The organism is Xanthomonas euroxanthea (genome assembly GCF_900476395.1).
GTDB lineage: Bacteria > Pseudomonadota > Gammaproteobacteria > Xanthomonadales > Xanthomonadaceae > Xanthomonas > Xanthomonas euroxanthea.
Window position 1 is genome coordinate 878,189 of the sequence record NZ_UIHB01000002.1, and the last position, 21,877, is coordinate 900,065.

19 protein-coding genes are annotated in these 21,877 nt (G+C 62.0%); 9 read left to right on the plus strand and 10 right to left on the minus strand.

Annotated features, from left to right (window positions below; translation table 11 throughout):
- Window positions 1-592 precede the first annotated feature (592 nt).
- Both CPBF1521_RS11160 and CPBF1521_RS11165 read right to left on the minus strand, forming a co-directional pair.
- Window positions 593-1,171 (minus strand): hypothetical protein, encoded by a 579-nt coding sequence (locus CPBF1521_RS11160; protein ID WP_115676971.1) that lies wholly within the window; start codon window positions 1,169-1,171, stop codon window positions 593-595.
- Between the two features lie 69 nt (window positions 1,172-1,240).
- Window positions 1,241-2,343, minus strand: a protein-coding gene (locus CPBF1521_RS11165) for an IS3 family transposase (RefSeq protein WP_115676972.1) whose coding sequence is annotated in 2 segments (ribosomal slippage) — window positions 1,241-2,085 and window positions 2,085-2,343 — 1,104 coding nt in all. Because the reading frame shifts where the segments join, the coding sequence is not laid out codon by codon here.
- Between the two features lie 252 nt (window positions 2,344-2,595).
- On the opposite strand from CPBF1521_RS11165, the gene CPBF1521_RS11170 reads away from it, so the two are divergent.
- Window positions 2,596-3,564, plus strand: coding sequence for an IS5 family transposase (locus CPBF1521_RS11170; RefSeq protein WP_115676973.1), 969 nt, complete (start codon window positions 2,596-2,598; stop codon window positions 3,562-3,564).
- Window positions 3,565-3,696: 132 nt separating this feature from the next.
- On the opposite strand, the gene CPBF1521_RS11175 is transcribed toward CPBF1521_RS11170, so the two are convergent.
- Window positions 3,697-4,686: an aldo/keto reductase gene (locus tag CPBF1521_RS11175; protein ID WP_115677123.1), complete on the minus strand. Its 990-nt coding sequence runs from the start codon at window positions 4,684-4,686 to the stop codon at window positions 3,697-3,699.
- A gap of 116 nt (window positions 4,687-4,802) precedes the next feature.
- Between CPBF1521_RS11175 and CPBF1521_RS11180 the strand changes: the two genes are divergently transcribed.
- Window positions 4,803-5,729, plus strand: coding sequence for a LysR family transcriptional regulator (locus CPBF1521_RS11180; protein ID WP_115676974.1), 927 nt, complete (start codon window positions 4,803-4,805; stop codon window positions 5,727-5,729).
- On the opposite strand, the gene CPBF1521_RS11185 is transcribed toward CPBF1521_RS11180, so the two are convergent.
- Entirely contained in the window at window positions 5,708-6,400 is a 693-nt protein-coding gene (locus tag CPBF1521_RS11185) for a RibD family protein (protein ID WP_115676975.1), read from the minus strand. The two genes, CPBF1521_RS11180 and CPBF1521_RS11185, sit on opposite strands and share 22 nt — an antisense overlap.
- Before the next feature lie 36 nt (window positions 6,401-6,436).
- Window positions 6,437-7,453 carry a zinc-dependent alcohol dehydrogenase family protein gene (locus CPBF1521_RS11190; protein WP_115676976.1) on the minus strand — a complete coding sequence of 339 codons (1,017 nt, stop codon included), beginning with the start codon at window positions 7,451-7,453 and terminating at the stop codon, window positions 6,437-6,439.
- Window positions 7,454-7,670: 217 nt separating this feature from the next.
- Between CPBF1521_RS11190 and CPBF1521_RS11195 the strand changes: the two genes are divergently transcribed.
- Together CPBF1521_RS11195 and CPBF1521_RS11200 are read left to right on the plus strand one after the other, a co-directional pair.
- On the plus strand, window positions 7,671-8,564 hold the full coding sequence (locus tag CPBF1521_RS11195; protein ID WP_115676977.1) for a LysR family transcriptional regulator: 894 nt from the start codon (window positions 7,671-7,673) through the stop codon (window positions 8,562-8,564).
- A gap of 106 nt (window positions 8,565-8,670) precedes the next feature.
- Window positions 8,671-9,510 carry an SDR family oxidoreductase gene (locus CPBF1521_RS11200; protein WP_115676978.1) on the plus strand — a complete coding sequence of 280 codons (840 nt, stop codon included), beginning with the start codon at window positions 8,671-8,673 and terminating at the stop codon, window positions 9,508-9,510.
- Window positions 9,511-9,516: 6 nt separating this feature from the next.
- Here CPBF1521_RS11200 and CPBF1521_RS11205 read toward each other — a convergent pair whose 3' ends face one another.
- Window positions 9,517-10,677 carry an efflux RND transporter periplasmic adaptor subunit gene (locus CPBF1521_RS11205; protein ID WP_201798626.1) on the minus strand — a complete coding sequence of 387 codons (1,161 nt, stop codon included), beginning with the start codon at window positions 10,675-10,677 and terminating at the stop codon, window positions 9,517-9,519.
- Window position 10,678: 1 nt separating this feature from the next.
- Window positions 10,679-13,873, minus strand: a complete 3,195-nt coding sequence (locus CPBF1521_RS11210; protein ID WP_181901199.1) for an efflux RND transporter permease subunit — start codon at window positions 13,871-13,873, stop codon at window positions 10,679-10,681.
- Between the two features lie 113 nt (window positions 13,874-13,986).
- Here CPBF1521_RS11210 and CPBF1521_RS11215 point away from each other — a divergent pair, with 113 nt between their 5' ends.
- The gene (locus tag CPBF1521_RS11215; RefSeq protein WP_115676979.1) at window positions 13,987-14,883 is read left to right on the plus strand and encodes a LysR family transcriptional regulator; all 897 of its coding nucleotides are present in this window, start codon (window positions 13,987-13,989) and stop codon (window positions 14,881-14,883) included.
- Between the two features lie 64 nt (window positions 14,884-14,947).
- Here the strand turns inward: CPBF1521_RS11215 and CPBF1521_RS11220 are convergent, their stop codons facing one another.
- A complete protein-coding gene (locus CPBF1521_RS11220; RefSeq protein ID WP_235858435.1) occupies window positions 14,948-16,000 on the minus strand; it encodes an alpha/beta hydrolase in 1,053 nt (350 codons plus the stop codon).
- Between the two features lie 243 nt (window positions 16,001-16,243).
- On the opposite strand from CPBF1521_RS11220, the gene CPBF1521_RS11225 reads away from it, so the two are divergent.
- The 3 genes from CPBF1521_RS11225 to CPBF1521_RS11235 all read left to right on the plus strand — a co-directional run bounded on the left by CPBF1521_RS11225 (window position 16,244) and on the right by CPBF1521_RS11235 (window position 19,173).
- Window positions 16,244-17,224 carry an aldo/keto reductase gene (locus CPBF1521_RS11225; RefSeq protein WP_115676980.1) on the plus strand — a complete coding sequence of 327 codons (981 nt, stop codon included), beginning with the start codon at window positions 16,244-16,246 and terminating at the stop codon, window positions 17,222-17,224.
- Between the two features lie 149 nt (window positions 17,225-17,373).
- Window positions 17,374-17,943 carry a TetR/AcrR family transcriptional regulator gene (locus tag CPBF1521_RS11230; RefSeq protein WP_115676981.1) on the plus strand — a complete coding sequence of 190 codons (570 nt, stop codon included), beginning with the start codon at window positions 17,374-17,376 and terminating at the stop codon, window positions 17,941-17,943.
- A gap of 63 nt (window positions 17,944-18,006) precedes the next feature.
- Entirely contained in the window at window positions 18,007-19,173 is a 1,167-nt protein-coding gene (locus tag CPBF1521_RS11235) for an MBL fold metallo-hydrolase (RefSeq protein WP_147295442.1), read from the plus strand.
- Between the two features lie 136 nt (window positions 19,174-19,309).
- Here CPBF1521_RS11235 and CPBF1521_RS11240 read toward each other — a convergent pair whose 3' ends face one another.
- Both CPBF1521_RS11240 and CPBF1521_RS11245 read right to left on the minus strand, forming a co-directional pair.
- Window positions 19,310-20,302 (minus strand): aldo/keto reductase, encoded by a 993-nt coding sequence (locus CPBF1521_RS11240; protein ID WP_115676983.1) that lies wholly within the window; start codon window positions 20,300-20,302, stop codon window positions 19,310-19,312.
- Window positions 20,303-20,312: 10 nt separating this feature from the next.
- Window positions 20,313-20,909 carry a flavodoxin gene (locus CPBF1521_RS11245; protein WP_115676984.1) on the minus strand — a complete coding sequence of 199 codons (597 nt, stop codon included), beginning with the start codon at window positions 20,907-20,909 and terminating at the stop codon, window positions 20,313-20,315.
- 74 nt (window positions 20,910-20,983) lie between these two features.
- Here CPBF1521_RS11245 and CPBF1521_RS11250 point away from each other — a divergent pair, with 74 nt between their 5' ends.
- Window positions 20,984-21,877, plus strand: a complete 894-nt coding sequence (locus CPBF1521_RS11250; RefSeq protein ID WP_115676985.1) for a LysR family transcriptional regulator — start codon at window positions 20,984-20,986, stop codon at window positions 21,875-21,877.

Below are 21,877 nucleotides of genomic sequence, written 5' to 3' on the forward strand. Positions count from 1 at the left end.
GATGCGGCGGCGTTCCAAGCGATACTGAGCCCAAATGCCGTCCAGGGCCGCACCCTGACGCAGTGCCTGCAGTCTGGGAGCGTTCGGGGCGTGTGGATCCCAGAACGGAAGGTTCATCTCTTTCCGCCGTGGCAGCTCGATCCTACTGGGACACCTTGGACCAGCCTCTCCGCAGTGTTGGCGCTACTGCGTGGGCCATATGGCATTTCAAGGGGCAAATCTACCCGTGATGCGTCGCGTTAATGCCCGAAAATCTCTTGAAATCTGACCGCGCAACCAGGGCCCTGACCCTCAGAAATCAACGCCTGTGCCGCAACACCAACGCAAGCTCGCTTGGCGATGGTCTCAAGGTCCGTACACTTTCCGGCATTGCTGGACCGGCGGCACCACAGCAAGCAGCTCGCTGACGATCGATGGTGATGGCAAGAAATCGGCCCGCCGTGGCCCGCCCCGCCCTGCGCTCAACCAGCGCCTGGCAACATCGCGATCCTGCGCAAAGTGTCGAACCCCTGCGAGGCCGCGCGGTTAACGTGGGTGGCGCAACGTCGGCACCGGGAGAATGGCAAGCTCCTGCAAGAGCACCCACCGCCCCTCAGTTGATGAGGTCAGCGTTCTCGTACAAGGGTTCAAGGTCGGCCAGGGTGATCTTGGCCTGACAAAGAAGAATAAGCGCGAAGTACAGATAGCAGAATAGGAACGTCCAAGACGCAGCGGTGACCGAGTCGCCGGAGGCGGAGAGGCTGTTCAATCGCGAAGCGGCATTTCCGTGTGCCGCATTGTTGCGACTCGCATAGAGAAGCGGGCGCACCAGGAAGGACAGCCAGTGCTGCTGACTGTTGAAGCTCCCTGTCACGGTGCCGCTCGTCACGCTGGCCCCTAAAGCCTCCTGCCGGAGCAGAAGGCTGGCTTGGTGAACAAGCCCCCTTGCCTTATTGCCATCTTGCGGCTTGATTCCAAAGTCCAGTTCCGTCCTGCAGGACGACTCTGTAATGGCGCACAACTTGGCATATTTCACGCCCATTGAGCTCTTGAGCTTGGCGTGGACGCGCTCGAAGTCTTTTTTGAAGGACCAATATGCTGCAGGAACGAGGATCAGCCTGACAGCCGTGCTGGGTGGCGCACTGGCGTTGTGCTCCTCAACCGCGATGCCGCGGAGGATGTACTGCGCCACAAAGTTGAAGTTCCTCGCCGGCGCATTTTTCAGGTAGCGACGTCCCCCCGCCCTGAGTAGCGGCCTGGTTTAGAGTCCGGGGTTGATGATATCGGTGTTTGCAAGATGTTGGGCATACGCAGCCGGCGTCATGCCGCCGATTGCTTTCTTGGGTCGGTCCTCGTTGTATTCGCGTCGCCAGCGTTCGATTTCAGTGCGCGCGTGCAGTAACGTCGGGAACCAGTGCTCGTTGAGGCATTCGTCGCGCAGTCGGCCGTTGAAGGATTCGACGTAGGCGTTCTGGTTCGGTTTGCCTGGCTGGATGAGCCGTAGTTGCACATCACGGGCATGCGCCCAGGCGATCATCGCCTTACCGCAAAACTCCTTGCCGTTGTCAGTGCGGATCACCTTCGGCAAACCGCGACTGTGCGCCAGTCGGTCCAGCACGCGCGCAACGCCGTGGCCCGAGATCGCGCGCTCCACCTCGATGGCGACCGCTTCGTGGGTTGCATCGTCCACGATCACCAGACACTTGATCACCCGGCCTTCGGCGGTGCGGTCGAACACGAAGTCCATCGACCACACCTGGTTGGCCTGCGATGGCCGCAGCAGCGGTTGACGCTCGCCTATTGGGACCTTCTTGCGCTTGCGGCGGCGCACCTGCAGCTGCTGCTCGCGGTACAACCGCTCCACACGCTGGTAGTTCACGATGCGTCCTTCCTGTCGCAGTTTGAGATAGATCATCCCCACGCCATAGCGGCGATGGCGATGTGCCAACGCACAGATGCGTTCGCGCAGTTCGCCATTGCGATCTTCGCGCGGGCAATACCGCAGTGCACTGGCGCTCATACCGATCACTGCCAACGCACGACGCTCGCTGGCACCACGCCCGATCCATTCGCGCACCAGCGTCCGACGCGCCGGTGCGCTTACCACTTTTTTCGCAGCGCATCCTTGATCAGGTCGTTCTCGAACAGCTGCTCGGCCAGCAACTTCTTCAGTCGCGCGTTCTCGGACTCGAGGTCCTTGAGCCGCTTGGCATCGGGCACGCTCATCCCACCGAACTTGCTGCGCCACAGGTAGTACGAGGCCTCGCTGAAGCCATGCCGCCGGCACAGGTCCTTGATGGCGACGCCGCTTTCGGCTTCGCGCAGGAAGCCGATGATCTGTTCTTCGGAAAAACGCTTCTTCACGTCCAATCTCCTCGGGGTAGGGAATTGGACTCCAAACTGAGGCGCTACTCAAAATTGGGGGGACGTCGGTGCATTCCACATCAGCCCAATAGCGTCGCGCTTATGAATGCACCGAAGTCCCGGACCTTCATTTCCCAATGACAAGGGAGCGCGCTTACCGGGTTTAAGGATGCTCTGAAGAAATACCTCGGTAGTGCCGGCCGCTGGCCGGCAACCTGAGAGACAATGTCAGCACCTGTTGAGGAGCCATCCATGCAGCTGACATTCGGGGACGCCGAGGGGCTGGGCAAGCGCAAACAGACCCGCCGGGAGATCTTCCTTGGCGAGATGGAGCAGGTCGTTCCGTGGAAGTCTCTACTGGCGCTGATCGAGCCGCATTACCCGACCTCCGGCCGACGCGGCCGTCCGCCGTACGCACTGGCAACCATGCTGCGCATCCATCTGCTGCAGCAGTGGTATGCGTTGAGTGATCCGGGCATGGAAGAGGCGCTGCACGAGATTGCCTCAATGCGTCTGTTCGCACGGCTCAGCGGGTTGGACACCATCCCCGACGAGACGACCATCCTCAACTTCCGTCGGTTGATGGAGACGCACGGTTTGGCCCCCAAAATGCTTGAAGCGGTCAACGCGCACCTGGCACGCAAGGGCCAGAGCCTGCGCGCCGGCACGATTGTCGACGCGACGATCATCTCGGCGCCAAGTTCGACCAAGAACGCTGCCAAAGCACGTGACTCTGAGATGCATCAGACCAGGAAGGGCAACCAGTGGTATTTCGGTATGAAGGCGCACATCGGCGTTGATGAGTTTTCCGGACTGGTGCACCACGTGAAGTGCACCGCTGCCAACGTGGGCGACGTTACGGTCACGCATGCGCTTTTGCACGGCAAGGAAGACTGCGTGCTGGGTGACAGCGGCTACACCGGAGCCGACGCGCGCGCAGAACTGCGGGGCTGCAACGCCACCTTCTTTATCGCCAAGAAGCGCGGCAAGGTGAAGGCCATCAAGAACGCCCGCGACCGCCGACAACACGAGCGCTGGGAGAGCTGCAAAGCGAGCATGCGCGCGAAGGTGGAGCATCCGTTCCGGGTGATCAAGCGCCAGTTCGGTTACACCAAGGTGCGCTATCGCGGGCTGGCGAAGAACACTGCGCAGGTGCTGACGCTGTTCGCGCTGTCCAATTTGTGGATGACGCGTCGGCAGCTGACGCCGGTCCAGGGGTAAATCCGCCTGGAGGTGCCCGCTGGCGCTTCCAAGCAGCAGAACATTATCAATCTAGGGTGTCAGTCGGTCGCAGATCGAGCCTGACCCGAAAAATCAGGGCTCAAAGCTGGTTGTTCAGAGCATCCTTAAGGCTTACCGATCGATCGCAGCGTCCAGACCCTCAGATAGCGGTGCGCCCTGGATACTGATCCTCGCAAGCGCGCTATCGATCTCACTAAGCTCTGCCTCACTGAATGTCAGGCTTGGCGCTGTGGTGTTGTCATCCAGATGTTCGAGGGTGGTTCCGCCCGGAATCGGCACGATCCACGGTCGCTGCGCAAGCAGCCATGCTAGTGCCAGCTGTGCCGGCGTGGCGCCCTTGCTGATAGCAAGTGACTGCAGGAAGTCCACGAGGGCGAAGTTGGCCTCCATTGCCTCCGGGGTGAAGCGCGGGAAATCACGACGCAGATCAGTCGGGTCATCGAAGGTCATGCCCCGGGTGATCTTCCCGGTCAGGAAGCCCTGTCCCAACGGTCCCCATGCCACCAGCCCGATACCGAGTGCCTCACAGGTAGCGAGCTTGGTCTGCTCAGGCTCGCGCATCCACAGTGAATAGTGATCCTGGATGGCCGACAGCGGCTGGACCGCGTGGGCGCGGCGGATCGTGGCATCGCTTGCCTCGGACAGACCGAGATGCCCGACCTTGCCTTCGGCAATCAGGTCCTTGACCGTACCGGCAACGTCTTCGATGGGAACGGACGGGTCCACGCGATGCTGGTATAGCAGATCGATGTGATCGGTCCGCAGGCGGCGCAGCGAGGCCTCGACGACCTTGCGGATGTGCGCCGGGCGGCTGTCCAGGCCCACGGTCTCTCCCTGATCGTTGATCTTGAAGCCGAATTTCGTGCCGATGACCACATGCTCGCGGATTGGCTGCAGCGCCTCGCCGACCAGGTCTTCGTTGACGAACGGGCCGTAGCCCTCCGCGGTATCGAAGAACGTGACTCCGCGCTCATATGCGCCCCGGATCACATTGATTGCATCGCGGCGGTCCGTCGCCGGGCCGAGACCGAAGCTGAGACCCATGCAGCCCAGCCCGATGGCTGAGACCTGCAGTCCGTTTCCGAGCATTCGCTTGTTCATCATGAGCACCTGTTTGGAGAGGATGGGCCATGATCCTGCGGACGGTTGATGCGATAAATGGGTTTATCAGACTTGCAGTGATATCGTTACTTCATCAATAGAGGCGACGGCACCGCATGAAAAGAGATGAATTCTCCGACCTCGCCGCCTTCGTGGCCGTTGCGGAGGATGCGAGTTTCACCAGGGCCGCCGCCCGCCTGGATACCTCCCAGTCGGCGCTCAGCTACACAGTCCAGCGGTTGGAGACCCGGCTGGGTGTGCGCCTGCTCAATCGCACCACGCGCCGGGTGGCCCCGACGGCGGCAGGAGAGACCTTGTTGTCGGCGCTGCGCCCTGCGCTGTCCAGCATCAGCGGCACCTTGGCCCAGATCAGCCAGCTCCAGGAAACACCCTCCGGCACGGTGCGCCTGAGTTGCAGCTCGCACGCGGCACGGACCGTGCTGTGGCCTGCAGTGGCCGCAATCGTCCCGCACCATCCGGGGCTGACCATCGAGATCGCCGTCGATGCTGCCTTGACCGATATCGTCGCCGAGCGCTTCGATGCAGGAGTTCGGCTGGGCGAGCAGGTGGACGCGGATATGGTGGCTGTACGCATCGGCCCGGAACTCAGGATGGCGGTCGTGGCCTCCCCCGCGTATCTCAGCGCCAATGGCAGCCCCGCGACCCCGCATGACCTCACCGGTCATGCGTGCATCAACATCCGCATGCCGTCCTCAGGCGGCCTGTATGCATGGGAGTTCGAGAAGGAGGGGCGCGCGCTCAATGTGCGGGTGAGCGGCCCGTTGGTGTTCAACGACATGGACATGGTCATCGCCGCGGCGGTGCAGTCCTTCGGCATCGCCTTCGTGCTCGAAGACCAGGTGCACCACCTCATCCAGCAGGGCGTCCTGGCCCGCGTGCTGTACGAGTGGTGCCCTGCCTTCCCCGGTTACCACCTGTATTACCCCAGCCGACGGCAGCCATCGGCGGCGTTCACCCTGCTGGTCGCCGCGTTACGCGCGCGCGCCGACGCCCCGGCGCTTCATGCCGGCTCCACCTTGTAGCGCAGGTGCACCACGCCGGCGTCGCAAGGGGTAGCAGACAGGAAGCGCAGCCGGAGCGTGTCGGCCAACCCGGTGGAGGTTTCAAAGAGCGTGTTGCGGCCGGTCTTGCCGTCAATGGCCGGGGCCAGCACGATGCTGACCTCGTCCACGACGCCGGCGGCCATGAAGGCGCCGTTGACCACGCCTCCGCCTTCGAGCAATACCTTGCGTGCCCCGAACGCGCTGCCGAGTATCTCGAGCACCGCTGCAGGATCCACCGGATCGTGGGGCATGACGATGTAGGACAGCCCGCGTGCGACCAGTTCACCCAGGTGGGCGTCCGTCACCGTCGGGCCGAGCACCATCACGAGATGGTCGCCATCCAGGTCGCCCGATTCCCAGTGCAGCCTGCCTTTCGGATCGATCACCACGGCCAGCCGATCACTGGCGCCCGCGGCGCGGTAGGTGGGTCGAACCGCTGTGTGCCCGGCATCCGGTGCGGCGCTGCCGGTCGCGAACGGCGCCATGGTCACCCGACCGACGATATACGCCTGCGCGTCGAACGCTTTCTCGATCCCATAGTAGAGCTGGATCCAGACATCCTCGGCCCCCTCCGCCGGTCGCGTCCAATGTCTGGGATCGACGCGCCCGTCCAACGGCGCAAGCATGTTACAGATGACATACGGCTTCATGGCGGTTCCTTTCAGTTAGCGGGGCGTGGCGGGCGGTCAAGGCCTAAGCAGCACCTTGATGGCCCGGCGCTCATCCATCGCTCGGTAGCCCTCGGCAACGTCGCTCATGGGAAGCTCGAGATCGAACACCTTGCCGGGATTGATCGTGCGGCTGAGCACCAGGTCCAGCAGATGAGGCAGGAAGCGCCTGACCGGCGCCGGTCCACCCAGCATGCCCGTCTGTGAGAAGAACAAGGCCTGTCCGTCCAGCTCGACGCCGTGCGGCACGCCGACATAGCCGATCATGCCGCCTGGCCGGGTGATCCGGATGGCCTGCTGCATGGACTCGTCGGTGCCCACGCACTCCAGCACCGAATCCGCGCCGATGCCATTGGTCAGTTCTTTGATGCGGGCGACACCGGCATCACCGCGCTCGGTGACGATGTCCGTTGCGCCGTACTCGATGGCCAAGGCCTGCCGGGGAGCATGGCGGCTCATCGCGATGATGCGCCCTGCCCCCATCTGGCTCGCCGCCAGCACGCCCATCAAGCCGACCGCGCCATCGCCAACCACCACCACGGTTCCACCGGGCTTCACCCGCGCGGCATCTGCCGCATACCAGCCGGTGCCCAGCACATCGGAGGCAGCAAGCAGACTGGGAATGAGGTCGTCATCGGGCTGCGTGTCCAAACCCACCAACGTCCCGTCGGCCAGCGGCACCCTCGCGAACGGGGCCTGCGCGCCTGTCATGAACTCACGCTGCTCGCAGGAGGACTGGAAGCCATAGTTGCAGTGCGGACAGGTGTTGTCCGAAAGGCAGAACGAGCCCACCACGAACTGCCCGGGCGTGACGGTGGTCACGGCGGTGCCCACTGCCACGACGGTGCCGCAGTACTCATGGCCCATGGCCATCGGCGCATCCACCGGGCTCAAGCCGCGATACGGCCACAGGTCCGAGCCGCAGATGCATGACGCCGCCAGCCGAATGATCACGTCGGTGGGGTGAATGATTGTCGGTTCCGGAACCGCTTCGAAACGAACGTCGCCGGGGCCGTGAAGGATCGCGCCGAGCATGGGTCAGGCCTTCTATCGAGGGATACTGAAATCCTAGCGCGGCTGGCGCACTTGACCATGCCCCAACAGCGCATGCTTCAATGAGCCTGAGTCAACAATGCATGCTGCGGACTGCTTCGCGACGATGTATTGCAGTACGCTGTGCCTGCGCATAGAGGCGTAGGCAAAGACCGCCCATTTGCCCGGCATCCGATTCTGAAGGCGTTGGAAATCCGCAATGGCCCGTGAGAACTACAACGAACTGATCGCCTTCCTGGCGGTTGCCCACGAGAAGAGCTTCACGCGGGCCGCTGCGCAGCTGGGAGTATCGCCATCGGCACTTAGCCATATGGTTCGAGCCTTCGAAACGCGGCTTGGCGTACGCCTGCTCACCCGGACCACTCGCAGCGTTTCGGCAACGGAGGCTGGCGAGCGGCTCCTGCGGACTGCGGGGTCCCAGATCAAGGAAATCGAGAACGATGTGGTGATGCTTCGCGAGTCCCGCGATACGCCTGCCGGTTCGCTGCGCATCACCACCGGCGAGCATGCCGCCGATACCGTGCTGTGGCCAAAACTGGCCGCACTGCTGCCGATCTATCCGGATATCCGGCTGGAGGTCTGTATCGACTATGGATTGACCGATATCGCAGCCGAGCGGTTCGATGCCGGGATCCGGTTGGGGGAACAGGTCGCCAAGGGCATGGAATCGGTACGCATTTCGGCGGATATCAGCATGGCAGCGGTTGCCACGCCAGCGTATTTCAGTCGATATGGCGTGCCCGTAACCCCGCAGGACTTGGTGGGGCACAACTGCATCAACCTGCGGCTGCCCACCTCCACCGGGCTGTACGCCTGGGAATTCGAAAAGGACGGCGAAGCGTTGAACGTCCAGGTGGACGGACAACTTGTGCTCAATACCATTACCCAGGTGCTGCATGCTGCGCTGGCAGGGTTCGGATTGGGGTTCGTCCCCGACGAAATCGCACGGCCGCATATCGAGGCAGGCCGACTGGGACGTGTGCTCACCTCGTGGACGCCGCAGTTTCCGGGTTATCACCTGTACTACCCGACCCGGCGGCATTCCTCGCGCGCATTGGCACTGCTGGCAGACACGCTCCGGTACACCGACTGACGGCGCACTGATGCGCTGGATTCATGACGGAATCCACGGTGGACGGGTTACTGCCCTGCGCTTGGCTGCCTACAGTGGTCCAATCATTCCATAGGTGGAGAGTGTCATGGGCAAAGCCCCAGAAGATGTAGTGGTTGTCATCGGTCCGGGTTCTATCGGGCAGGCCATTGCGCGGCGCGTCGGCGTCGGCAAGCACGTGCTGTTGGCCGACCTGCATGAGGTGAACGCCACGACCGCAGCCAAGCTTCTGCACGATGCTGGCTATGTCACCAGCACCGTAGTGGTCGACGTCGCCTCGCGCGCATCTGTGGAAGCCCTGGTGGCCCGCGCGGTGTCGTTGGGCAGGGTCACCGGTGTGGTGCACGCCGCGGGGGTTTCGCCCTCGCAGGCACCCCCGCACACCATCCTGGCCGTGGACCTGTACGGAACGGCGCTGGTGCTGGAGACGTTTGGCAACGTCATCGCGCAAGGCGGATCGGCCGTGGTGATTGCCTCCCAGTCCGGACACCGCTTGGGCGCATTATCCGTCGAACAGAATCGGGCGCTTGCGATGACGCCCGCAGATGAGCTGCTGGCCCTGCCCTTCCTGCAGCCCGACCAGATTACCGACCCGCTGAACGCGTATCAGCTTGCCAAGCGTGGCAATGCACTGCGTGTCATGGCCGAGGCAGTACGCTGGGGCAAGCGCGGGGCGCGGGTGAACACCTTGAGTCCCGGAATCATCATCACGCCGCTGGCCAATGACGAGCTAACCGGTCCGCGCGGTGACGGCTATCGACGAATGATCGACCTGAGCCCAGCCGGTCGCGCCGGCACGCCGGATGAAGTGGCCGGCGTCGCGGCACTGCTGATGGGCGCCGAAGGGGCGTTCTTGACGGGCAGCGATATCCTGATGGACGGCGGAGTCACCGCCTCGTGGTTCTACGGCGAGCTGGCCCCCCGGTAATCCGGGTCAGCTCTTCTTCTCCGGTGCCGCGAGCCGCACCCTGTCACCGTCGCGGATGCCATCGGGTGGGCTGTTGATGACCCGTGCGTTGGCCCCCAGGCTTCCACCCAGCTCGACCAGCGCACCATGGTCGCGAACGATGGTGACGTTGCTGAGCGTTACCCGGCCGGCGTCATCCACCAGCGCCACGCGCACGCCATTGCGGCCCATGATCAACGCACTGGGAGGCAGTGCATTGGCCGCCGCAGCCTGCGCGCCGGCAGATAATTGGACAGTGCCGAAGCTGCCGGGCAGCAGTCGCCCATCGTGATTGTCCACCTCCAGCTGGACGCGCATCGCCCCGGTCTGCGCATCGATGGCGCCTGCCAGTGACTGGACCGTTGCGGGGAAGGTCTCGCCCGGCCACTCCGGCACCTGCACCGCGGCGGTATCGCCGATCCTGAGGGATGCAACGCGTCGCTGCGGGATGTTCACGTAGACGCGCAGCCTGCGCACGTCAGCCACGACAAACAAGGGCGCTTCGCTGTTCGATCCGATGCCGATCAACGCACCTACATCGGTATTGCGTGCCGTCACCACGCCATCGAACGGGGCGGTGATCCGGGTGTATCGCTGCAGGGCCTCCAGCCGCTGCACATTGGCCTGCAGCGCGGATGCCTCGGCCTGGCGCGCGGCGGCGTCCGCATTGCGCTGGTCGGCATCCTGCCGGGACACCGTCTGGCTGGCGGCCAGGGTTCGCCAGCGCTCGGCCGTCGCGCCGGCAAAGGCGGCATCGCTGCGGGCACGCACCAGTTCGGCACGTGCTTGCTGCAGTGCCTGGTCCACATCGGGTGCGTCCACCACGGCCAGCAGTTCGCCGGCCTTCACGGGTTGGCCAATGTCGCGGTACCAACGCTTCAGGTACCCGTCGACCCGGGCATGGATGGGGGCTTGCGACCACGCCTCGATGCGGGCCGGCGCGGACAGCGCCGTGGTGTCCGTCGTGGCCGGAGAGATCACCGCCACCGTGCGCAGCTGCTGCGCCGCGGCATCGTCCTGCAGGCGCTCGGCGCGCGACCAGCGGCTGGCGGCGCCCACCGCCAGCACCACGATGGCCATGGCGATCAGCACAACCGCGATTTTGGGCCGTCGGGTGGCGGGCGCTTCGTTTGAGTGGGGGAAGTTCATGTCAGGACGCTCCGGAAGCGGGGAAATCAGAGGGCGGAACGGACCGGAATGCACGGCCATGGACCATGCTGAAGAGCACCGGCACAAAGACCAGCGTAGCGACCGTGGCGAACAGCAGTCCGCCGATCACCGCCCGTCCCAAGGGGGCGTTCTGCTCGCCGCCCTCACCTACGCCCAAGGCCATCGGCAGCATGCCGATCATCATGGCCAGCGCCGTCATCAACACCGGGCGGAAGCGCACGCGCCCCGCCTCCAGCGCCGCAGCGGTTGCATCCCCCAGCTCTGCCAGCTTCTCCCGCGCGAAGCTCACGACCAACACGCTGTTGGCGGTCGCCACGCCCATGCACATGATCGCGCCGGTCAGCGCCGGTACGGAGAGCGTGGTAGCGGTAGCAAACAACATCCACGCGATACCGGCCAGGGCGGCGGCAAGGCCAGCGACGATCACGGCGGGGTCGAGCCAGGACTGGAAGTTGACGACGATCAACAGATAAATCAACACGATCGCGCCGATCAGGCCGATGAACAGCCCGGTGAACGCACGGTTCATCGTCTCGACCTGGCCCATCAGGCTCACGCTCGCGCCCTGCGGCACATCGCCTTGGGTCGCAGCGATCGCCTTGCGGATATCGCCAGCTACCGCGGCCAGATCCCGGTCCTGTATCGCCGCATGGATCTGCACCATCGGCTGGATGTTGTACTGGCTCACCAGGGCACTGCCACTGGCGCGGGTCAGGGTGGCGACGCCGCCCAGCGTGGTATCGCGGATGCCCTGCCCCGTCCCGACGGGCAGATTGTTGAGGGCCTCCACCGAATCGATGTTGCGCTGGGGCGTCTGCACCACGATCGGGTAGCTCACGCCGTTGGCCGGGTTCAACCAGAACGTCGGTGCGACCTGGCTGCTGCCCGCCAGGTTGGTGACCAGGCTGTTGGTCACATCACGGGTGCTCAAGCCCAGCAACTGCGCCTGTGTGCGATCCAGCGTGATGTCGAACTTGGGTGCCTGGTTGGACTGCTGGATGCGAGCGTCCACGATGCCTGGGATGCCGCGCACACGCTGCAGCAGATCCTGCGCATAGGCGAAGTTCGCATCGAGGTTGCGCCCGCGAATCTGGATGTCGATGGGCGCTGGCGCACCGAAGTTCAGGATCTGGCTGACGATGTCGGCCGGCGGGAAGGAAAATGTTGCATCCGGGAAGGCTTCGGGCAATACCCTGCGCAGCTCGCGGACATACTCGGCGGTGGGACGATGCCCATCGGCGAGCGCAATCTGGAAGTCGCCATCCTGCGGGCCCATCACACCGGTGTTGTTGTACGTCAGGTTGATGTTGCTCGGCGGCAGGCCGATGTTGTCCACCAGTGTGTCGATCTCTTCGGCCGGAATCACCCGGCGGATCGCTGCCTCGATGGCGGCGAAGCGAACGGCACTCTCTTCCACGCGGGTGCCCACCGGCAGCCGCACATGCATCAGTACCTGTCCGGAATCCACGGAAGGGAAGAAGTTCGCGCCCAGAAACGGGAACAGTGCCAGCGACAGCGCAATCACCGTGCCAAAGCCGATGAGGAAACGGCGGCGGCCCTGCAACGCCCGCTGCAATGCCGCGAGGTACCCGGCGCGTGCGCGTTCGAACTGGACCTCGAAGCCTCGCTGGAAACGAACCAGCGCATTGCGTGACTGCGGGACGGCCGCATCGCCGGTGGCAGCGTTCCCATGAGGCTTCAGCAGAGACTTCGCCATGGTCGGGACGAGCGTGCGGGAGAGAATGAACGAGCACACCATCGCGAAGATCACCGAGAGCGCCATCGGCACGAACAGGAAGCGTGAGACGCCGTCCAGGAAGAACATCGGGACGAATGCAATGCAGATGCACAACAGCGAGACGAAGGCCGGCCCGACGATCTGGCGCGCGCCGTCGAGAATCGCGGTCTCCACGTCCTTGCCCTGCTCCAGGTGCCAGTTCACGTTCTCGATGGTGACCGTCGCATCGTCCACCAGGATGCCGATGGCGAGCGCCAGTCCCCCCAGAGTCATGAGGTTCATCGTCTGACCCAGCGCGGCCAGCCCCATGATCGAGCCCATGATGGAAAGCGGGATCGAGATGGCGATGATGACCGTTGAGCGCCAGCTGCCCAGGAACAGCAGAATCATCAAGCTGGTCATGGCGGCGGCGATCACCCCTTCCAGCGCAACCCCCTTGACCGCTGCGCGCACGAAGACGGACTGGTCATTGATCGGCAGCACGGTGAGCGCAGCGGGCAGTGAGCCTCGCATGTCGTCCAGCTTGGCGCGGATGCCATCGACGATGGCCAAGGTGGAGGCCGAGCCGCTTTTCAGTACCGTCATCAATACCGACCGGCTGCCATCAACGTGCACGATATTGGTCTGCGGCGCGTTGCCGTCACGGACGTCCGCCACATCCCGCAGGTAGATGGTCGCGCCATCCACCACTTTGACCGGCAGGTCGGCAAGGTCGGCAATCTCCCCCGGCGCGCTGTTGAGCTGGAGGGTGTATTCGCGGTCGTCGATCTTCTGCGTGCCTATCGGGGTCAGCACATTCTGTGCCGCCAGCGCCGCCGACACGTCCTGTGCAGACAGCCCCCGTGCCTGCAGGGCATCGGGCTTCAGATCGATCTGCACCTGGCGTTGCACGCCGCCATATGGCAGTGGCACCACCGCCCCTGGCACCGTGATCAGTGGAGTACGGATGCTATTCATACCGATATCGAACAGGCTTTGCTCGGTCATGCCCTGGCCGGACAGAGCCAACTGGACGATCGGGACCGTGGCGGCGTTGTAGTTGAGAATGACCGGCGGCTGCGTGCCGGCGGGCATCTGGCGCAGTGCCACCTGCGAGGCGGCGGTGATCTGTGCATTGGCCGTGGCAATGTCCACGTCTGGCTGGAAGAAGATCTTGACGATGCCGACGCCCGGATAGGTATTGGCTTCGATGTGCTCGATATCGTTGACCGATGCGCTCAGCAGCCGCTGAAACGGCGAGGTGATGCGGCCCGACATCTCATCCGGTGGCAGGCCGGTGTACTGCCACGCGGTCGCGATGACCGGAATGCGGATCTCCGGGAAGATGTCCGTGGGTGTCCTCAGTGCCGTCAATACACCGCCGATCAGGATCAGCACCGCCATGACGACAAAGGTATAAGGCCGTCGCAGCGCAATCTGGACGAGGTTCATCAGCATCAAGAGGCTCCACGGGATGCATCGGTTGCCGGAACGGCTCAGGGACTCTATCGGGCACCGCGACGCATGATTAGCTGGCACAATCCGGATACCAGCATGAAATCAGCTCAACAATGGCCAAGCACAACATCAACGACCTGTTGGCCTTTGTCACGGTGGCCCGCGAAGGAAGTTTTACGCGCGCAGCCGCGACTCTGGAGGTCTCACAATCGGCGTTGAGCCACACTATTAGCGGTTTGGAGGCGCGTTTGGGCGTCCGCCTGCTCACACGCACCACCCGTAGTGTCATCCCTACGGAAGCTGGAGACCGCTTCTATCGATCCCTTGCCCCGCGCTTCGAAGTGATTGAGGAGGAACTGGCGGCAGTAAGGGATCTTCATGATCGACCATCCGGCACGATCCGGATAAGCGCGGCTGAACACGCAGCCATGTCAGTCCTTTATCCGAAGCTAAAGCACGTTCTCGCGCAGCATCCAGGCATCCAGGTTGAAGTGACCATTGACTACGCATTGGGTGACATAGTTGCTCAAGGATATGACGCCGGGGTCCGCCTTGGCGACCATGTGGCAAAAGACATGGTCGCCGTCAGGATAAGTCCGGATCTGCGCATCGCAGTCGTAGGATCGCCCGACTACTTTGCATCGCACGTTGCGCCGGTGACGCCGCAGAACCTGGCCGAACACAACTGCATCAATCGCCGCCTACAAACGAACGGCGGCATTTACACGTGGGAGTTCTCCAAAGGCCAGAAGGAGATGAACGTGCGAGTACAGGGGCAATGGGTATTCAACAGCAGCTCGCCAGCGCTGCGAGCGGCATTGGATGGGTATGGTCTGGCCTACTTGCCTGAGGACATGGTTGAAAAACATCTGGAGAGCGGTCGGTTGATCCGCGTGCTTGACGACTGGTGCGAACCATTCCAAGGCTACTTTCTTTATTACCCAAACCGCAGACATTCCTCCCGGACGCTCCAAGTGGTGACGGATGCACTGCGATACCGGGTGGATTAATCCTGTTCAAGCGAGCAACATCGATGTGCCAAAGGGCTGTCTGGCACATAGATACATCAAGGATTCACTTTAGGAACCGGTCGAAGAACGCATCGAACTTCTGCACGGCAACGTCGACGTACTTGGGGTTATCGTAGAGGTCGAAATGCGATGCGCCTTCAAGAACAGTCAGCTCTTTGTCTCTGGACGCCGCGCGCTCATAGATCAAGTGCCCGCTTTTGTTCGATCCAAAGCCACCAGGCTTGCTCCCCACGATTACTTCTAGTGGCTGAGTCAGCAACGTCTCGGCAAGGTTGTATGCATCAAGGCTTAGAGCCGCATCCATGCTGGTGAAGCGCATCTTGTTCGGCCAGTTGGGCGTTACCCCGCCGCCGGACATGTAGTAACGATAGCCTTCACGCAGGTCGATGTCTTCAGCGTCCTTGTAGTCCTCCGGCATCCACGGCACGATCATCGGCTCCCCACCCCGTGCTTCAACGGTTCGCTGGCGAGCGATTGCGTCGAGCATTTCGATAGTGGCCGCTTGGCCTCCAGCTCGATTCTCCGTGCCTCCATCTACAGGAACCGCCAAGGCAACCGCTTTGATTCGCCGTTCCGTCATTGCCGCGCTGGCGGCATAGCTTCCACCGGCACAGATACCAAGAACCCCGATCCGATTCTCTTCGATGTAGGGCAGCGACACGAGATAGTCGACTGCGCCGCGGATGTCCTCTACGCGGGCGTAGGGGTCCTCCTTGAAGCGCGGCAGGCCGCCTGACTCGCCGTTGAAAGATGGATCGAAGGCGATCGCGACGTAGCCCGCTTGCGCCATCTTGGCAGCATAGAGCCCTGCAGTTTGTTCCTTTACCCCACTCGCAGGCCCGACCGTAACGATGGCAGGGTAGCGCTTGGCCTTGTCGAAGCCAACTGGAAGGTGGAGGTTGCCGACGAGCGACGTGCCATTGTTGTTCTTGAATGTGACTCGCAGCGTCGCCGAGGCTGGGGACGAGACCTCTGTCGGAGGTGCGGCGGCAACCGACATTGTTCCTGCCGAGAAGAGCGCGACAGCCAGCACAGTGAGACGGAGGGCAGTGAACGTCCTGGGGGTAGGAGTCGATTTGCGGGACCTGATGGTCATGGCTGTGTTCTCGGGTAGGAGGGGTGCAGGAGCAACGAGGAGTACGCCCATGCCAGAGTGAGCGCTCACGCATCATATGTTTGACCTAGCCGGAGCGCAACCTTTCGGTTCTGTGCTCCCGTTCAGGAACAGCCTAAAAGATCAACCCTGTTCAGCAGCCATCTGTTGCAACTGACCCGCCTCCTAGTCATGATGCGTGAGCGCTCACACCCTCTAAACATCCCGCCCAACGGAGCTCGCCGCATGAAGTACGTACGCCTTGGAACCACTGGCCTTCAGGTGAGCCAGCTTTGTCTCGGAGGTATGAGCTTTGGGCAACCTGCGCTTCAAGGCACCTGGACCTTGGACTACGCCGGCGCGGAGCCAATTCTTAAACGGGCATTGGACCTTGGCATAAATTTTTGGGACACCGCTAACGTTTACGGCATGGGCTCTTCCGAAGAAATCATGGGTCGAGCGATCACCAAATTCGCGAAACGCGATCATCTCGTGCTTGCAACGAAGCTCAATTTTCCAATGCACAGCGGCCCAGGTGGCTCAGGGCTTTCACGCAAGGCCATTCTGGAGCAAGTTGATGCCTCGCTGCGCCGCTTGGGTACCGACTACATCGATCTTTACCAGATTCATCGATTCGACCCCAATACGCCTGTCGAGGAGACCATGGAGGCGTTGCACGATGTCGTCAAAATGGGCAAAGCACGCTACATCGGCGCATCATCCATGTGGGCGTGGCAGTTCTCCAAGATGCAACACGTCGCCCGATCCCATGGATGGACACACTTCGTTTCCATGCAGCACCAGTACAACTTAGTTCAACGGGAAGAAGAGAGAGAGATGTTCGGGCTCCTCCAAGACCAAGGGGTAGCTTCAATGCCTTGGAGTCCGCTGGCGGCAGGCTTGCTTGCACGCCCTTGGGGCGAGCAGGGCACTACGCGTTCGAAAGAGAATCCAGACAGGGATCAGCACAATCGTCCACTATTCGCGCCCTCGGACAGGGCGATCGTAGCTGAGGTGGAACTGATCGCTCGGGAGCGTGGCGTTGAGATGGCTGCCATCGCCGTCGCATGGCTACTGTGCAACCCCGTCGTCACCTCACCCATCATCGGTGCGACAAAGATCCACCATTTGACGGCGGCGGTGGCCGCACTGGAGATCGGTCTGACGGATGACGAAGTGGCCAGGCTGCAAGCACCCTACACGCCTCGGCTGCCGACCTATTTTTGAGCGGGTGTTGCGGTTCCCGCGATGTCTGGGAGCCGGGTCTCGTTGTCCATTGTCCATGCCGCCCCGGCCTCCTATGATATCGGGTCACCACAGTGGCTGCGAGTGATTCCGACGGCCGGAATCGTCTCAGCTAAGAACCCTGGAAACCCATGGCACGCCCCAGAAGTGAAGAGAAGCGCCTTGCACTGTTGCATGCTGCTGCAGAGACGATCGCGGCGCACGGTTTGGCGTCTTCACCCACGTCCCTGATTGCCAAGCAGGCCGGTGTCGCGGAAGGAACGCTGTTCCGCTACTTTGCCACCAAGGATGAACTCTGGAATGAGCTTTACGTTCATATCAAGCAGCAGATGTGCGACGCGGTCAGCGCCAGTCACCGTCCGAGTGACCCGTTGAAGCACCGCGTAGAAGCACTTTGGGGCACGTACATCGAATGGGGCTTGGCGAATCCTATCGCCAGCAAAGCTGTCAATCAGCTCGGCGTGTCATCGGTCATTACAGCTGAGACGACCGCTACGACGGATGCCATGTTCCCTGAACTAGGGATTGCTAAAGCGTTCTCCGATAATCCTGCATTTGCAGGCGTTGGTGACTTTGCTGAGGCAATCTTTGTTGCTTTGGCAGATACCACGATGGCGTATGCCGGAAATGATCCGAGCAAGGCTTCGTTGTACAAGGCAAGTGGATTTGCCGCACTTTGGCGCATGGTCGCTACAGACTGAGTTGTGCTCGCTCGCATAGATTAGCCAGTGTTTTTGCCACCCAATAGATGAGTGAGTAGTTGCGTGAATAAATGGCGTATCAGGAAATCGAAAGGCAGCAAAGGCCGCACCAGATTGGCGCTTCTCTTTGCAGCGCTTCTGTTGAGCGCGGTTTCTTGCTCATCAACAATCCAGAGTTTCGGGCAGCTGCCTAGCGGGATTCGCTTGAAGGCCATCAAGACGTCGCGCAACTATGCGAAGGATGAGTTCAAAAACTTAGAATCGACGTCGCTTTGGACAGGCGATGCAAGCGCGACGGATTGGCTGAAAGACATGCTTACCGGGGGCCCAGAAGGGTCGAGGCCATCGCATCCAGTACCAATGCTTGACGTCGACTTCAGGTCTCTGGACAGCAATGAGGATCTCATCGTGTGGCTGGGGCACTCTTCCTACTACCTGCAGGTGTCAGGAAAGAGAATGCTCATCGACCCCGTGCTGAGTCCGCACGTCTCCCCATTCCCATTCCTGTACAGAGCATTTGACGGCTCCTATCCGTTCACCGCTCAGGCCCTACCGCCAATCGACTACGTCCTGATTTCCCACGACCACTGGGATCATCTTGACTATAAAACGATGTCGAATCTTCGGTCCAAGGTGGGAACAGTTGTAGTTCCTCTAGGTGTCGGCTCGCATCTGGAGCGCTGGGGCTACCTTCCTTCGCAGATCCGTGAAGGTGACTGGTTCGATGCAATCCAGATGGACCCCAGGATCACCATCCATGTGCTGCCCGCCCGTCACTTCTCTGGCCGTGGACTGAAGTCAAACCAGACACTCTGGGCTGGCTTCCTGATTGACGGTACGACCCGTAAGGTCTTTTATAGCGGTGACGGAGGATATGGCCCACACTTCGCCGAAATAGGCCGGCGGTATGGTCCAGTGGACGTTGCGATCATAGAGAACGGTCAATACGACAGCCTATGGGCGCAGATTCACATGATGCCTGAAGAGTCCGTCAGGGCCGCTCAGGATGTGAGAGCAAAGGTTGTTTTTCCGGCGCACGCGGGACGCTTTGCGCTGGCCTCACACCGGTGGTTCGAGCCCTACGAGCGCATACAGGAAGCAGCGTCTTCAGCAGACATCACTCTGCTCACACCGATGATTGGAGAAACTGTCCGACTTGATGGCACACAGACATCGTTCAAACGCTGGTGGCGACAAGAAATGAGCATAGAAGACGAAATCGTTGAGTGAACCGAATGCATGTGGAACAGTCGTTGAACATGGCTTCTTTCGGGCTTCAATGGCGCTTTTTACCTCAGAGGGTCGATTCCCATAGCCTCGTGCCACTTCCGCTTTCGGCCAGAAGCGGGCATCCGTCGATGCCTGCTCACTTACCGGTCATCTTCAGGGCAGCTTCCGGCAAGCGTGCACCGCTGATACTGATCCGGGTCAAATCCTCATCGATACGCGCCAGGTCGGCCGCATCGAGAACCAGATCCAACGCACCCAGATTCTCATCCAACCGATGAAGCTTGGTCGTGCCGGGGATCGGTGAGATCCACGATCGCTGAGCCAGCAGCCACGCCAGGGCCACCTGGGCAGGCGTGGCACCCTTCTCTGCCGCCATCGCCTTGACCACGTCAACCAACGCCATGTTGGCCCGGCGTGCTTCAGCGGAGAATCGCGGCACCGCATTGCGAAAATCCGCTGCATCGAACTGCGTGTTCTCGTCGATCTTCCCGGTCAGAAACCCTGCACCCAGCGGGCTGAAGGGTACGAGGCCGATGCTCAGCTCTTCAAGCAAAGGAAGCAGCACCTTCTCCGGTTCACGCCAGAACAGCGAGTACTCGCTCTGCACCGCCGTCAGCGGCTGCACCGCATGCGCCTTGCGGATTGTCTGCACACCCGCTTCGGACAAACCGAAATGCGCAACCTTGCCCTCTGCAATGAGGGCCTTCACCGTGTCGGCAACATCCTCGATCGGCACCGCCGGGTCAACGCGATGCTGGTAAAGAAGGTCGATGCGCTCGGTGCGAAGCCGCTTCAGACTGGCCTCTACGGCAGCGCGGATGTGTGCGGGCTGGCTGTTGGTACCTGTGCCGCGAGCACCCGTCACCGGGTCGATGTCAAAGCCGAACTTGGTGGCGATCACCACCTGGTCTCGAACGGGCGCCAGTGCCTCGCCCACCAGTTCTTCGTTGGCAAAGGGGCCGTAGGCTTCGGCGGTGTCGAAGTGGGTGATGCCACGCTCCACCGCAGTGCGGATCAGCGCAATCATGTCCAGCTTGCCTGCGGCCGGGCCATACGCCGCGCTCATGCCCATGCAGCCCAGGCCGAGGGCGGAAACTTCAAGGCCTTGTCCAAGGGTACGGGTCTTCATGGTCGACTCCTCATCGGGCAGTGTGCGGAGTGGTCAACCAGGCGTTGACGCTCTCCATGGTTTTACGTTCCTGGTCGGCCTGCATCACGAATGCATTCAGGATGCGGGCGTTGGGTGCGTGGCTGGCGACCACGCGCAGGCTGCTGCCCACGCCGAAGCCGCCGTGGGTGATGAACGGCACGATCGTCTTGCCCCTCATGTCGTGCTGCGACAACAACGATCGAATGATCGGCGGCGCGGTCTCGCCCCAGATGGGGAAGCCCAGGTAGACGGTGTCATAGCGATCCATGCTGGCAATGCGGGTGCGCAGTGCCGGCTCTACCCCATCGTCGCGCTCCTGCCGCGCCTGGGCCACCGTTTCCAGGTAGTCGGCCGGGTAGTCGACGGCAGGCTGTATCTCGAACAGGTCGCTGGGCATGCTGCGATGAATGAGGCCGGCAACGACCCGGGTGTTGCCCGAGCGTGAGAAGCAGGCAACCAGTGTCCGTGCGTCTGATCGACCCGCAGCGCCGCCCTCCGGCCGCTCCGCACCGGAGCATCCCAGCGGCAGCGACGCCAGCGCCGCAACGACTGCCCGGCGACCATGATTGGGGGTTGGAATCGTCATGGCGCCAATCTACGCCCCCCAAACACATTCTTGCAGAGGCATAATCGGATATCGCTTATATCCGATGCGCATCAATGAGCGTAGACAATTACGACCAGTTGGCCATGTTCGTCCTGGTGGCGCGGGAGCGCAGCTTTACCCGTGCTGCCGCCCAGCTGGGCATGTCCCAGCCGGCCCTGAGCCGATCGATGCGTCAGTTGGAAGAGCGCCTGGGTGTGCGCCTGCTTGCCCGGACCACGCGCAGTGTTTCGCCCACCGAAGCCGGAGAGCAGCTGCTGCGGGTGATTTCACCGCGCTTCGAGGAAATCGACACGGAGCTCGCCCAGCTCAACGCTTACCGCGACAAGCCCGCCGGTCGCCTCCGCATCACGGCGGGTGAGCATGCCGCGCTCACCGTGATGCAGCCGGTACTGGGCAAACTGCTGCCGGCCAATCCCGACCTGAACATCGAGGTGATCGTCGACTACGGACTGACCGACATCGTGGCCGAGGGCTTCGATGCCGGTATCCGCATGGGTGAGCAGGTGGCCAAGGATATGATCGCCGTGCGCGTGGGGCCGGACCTGCGCATGGCAGTGGTCGGATCGCCTGCCTATTTCCAGCACCATCCGAAGCCGAAATCACCGCACGACCTCACCCAGCACAATTGCATCACCATCCGCCTGCCGACCCACGGTGGCATTTTCGCGTGGGAGTTCGAAAAGAAGGGCCAGGAGCTGAAAGTACGGGTGGAAGGCCAACTGGTGTTCAACAACATCGCCCTGCGCCTGGGCGCCGCACTGGAGGGACTGGGGCTTGCCTACATGCCCGAGGATCTGGTGCGCGCCCATGTGCACGCAGGCACCCTGGTTCACGTGCTGCAGGACTGGTGCCCCTCCTTCCCCGGCTACCACCTGTACTACCCCAGTCGCAGGCAGTCATCGCCGGCGTTCACCGTGCTGCGTGATGCGTTGCGCTATCGGGAATGA

What these genes read in the sequence shown, in the direction of transcription:
- CPBF1521_RS11170 (WP_115676973.1), top strand. Translation starts at nt 2,596, where the DNA reads ATGCAGCTGACATTCGGGGACGCCGAGGGGCTGGGCAAGCGCAAACAG.
- CPBF1521_RS11175 (WP_115677123.1), bottom strand. Translation starts at nt 4,686, where the DNA reads ATGAACAAGCGAATGCTCGGAAACGGACTGCAGGTCTCAGCCATCGGG.
- CPBF1521_RS11180 (WP_115676974.1), top strand. Translation starts at nt 4,803, where the DNA reads ATGAAAAGAGATGAATTCTCCGACCTCGCCGCCTTCGTGGCCGTTGCG.
- CPBF1521_RS11185 (WP_115676975.1), bottom strand. Translation starts at nt 6,400, where the DNA reads ATGAAGCCGTATGTCATCTGTAACATGCTTGCGCCGTTGGACGGGCGC.
- CPBF1521_RS11190 (WP_115676976.1), bottom strand. Translation starts at nt 7,453, where the DNA reads ATGCTCGGCGCGATCCTTCACGGCCCCGGCGACGTTCGTTTCGAAGCG.
- CPBF1521_RS11195 (WP_115676977.1), top strand. Translation starts at nt 7,671, where the DNA reads ATGGCCCGTGAGAACTACAACGAACTGATCGCCTTCCTGGCGGTTGCC.
- CPBF1521_RS11200 (WP_115676978.1), top strand. Translation starts at nt 8,671, where the DNA reads ATGGGCAAAGCCCCAGAAGATGTAGTGGTTGTCATCGGTCCGGGTTCT.
- CPBF1521_RS11205 (WP_201798626.1), bottom strand. Translation starts at nt 10,677, where the DNA reads ATGAACTTCCCCCACTCAAACGAAGCGCCCGCCACCCGACGGCCCAAA.
- CPBF1521_RS11210 (WP_181901199.1), bottom strand. Translation starts at nt 13,873, where the DNA reads ATGCTGATGAACCTCGTCCAGATTGCGCTGCGACGGCCTTATACCTTT.
- CPBF1521_RS11215 (WP_115676979.1), top strand. Translation starts at nt 13,987, where the DNA reads ATGGCCAAGCACAACATCAACGACCTGTTGGCCTTTGTCACGGTGGCC.
- CPBF1521_RS11220 (WP_235858435.1), bottom strand. Translation starts at nt 16,000, where the DNA reads ATGACCATCAGGTCCCGCAAATCGACTCCTACCCCCAGGACGTTCACT.
- CPBF1521_RS11225 (WP_115676980.1), top strand. Translation starts at nt 16,244, where the DNA reads ATGAAGTACGTACGCCTTGGAACCACTGGCCTTCAGGTGAGCCAGCTT.
- CPBF1521_RS11230 (WP_115676981.1), top strand. Translation starts at nt 17,374, where the DNA reads ATGGCACGCCCCAGAAGTGAAGAGAAGCGCCTTGCACTGTTGCATGCT.
- CPBF1521_RS11240 (WP_115676983.1), bottom strand. Translation starts at nt 20,302, where the DNA reads ATGAAGACCCGTACCCTTGGACAAGGCCTTGAAGTTTCCGCCCTCGGC.
- CPBF1521_RS11245 (WP_115676984.1), bottom strand. Translation starts at nt 20,909, where the DNA reads ATGACGATTCCAACCCCCAATCATGGTCGCCGGGCAGTCGTTGCGGCG.
- CPBF1521_RS11250 (WP_115676985.1), top strand. Translation starts at nt 20,984, where the DNA reads ATGAGCGTAGACAATTACGACCAGTTGGCCATGTTCGTCCTGGTGGCG.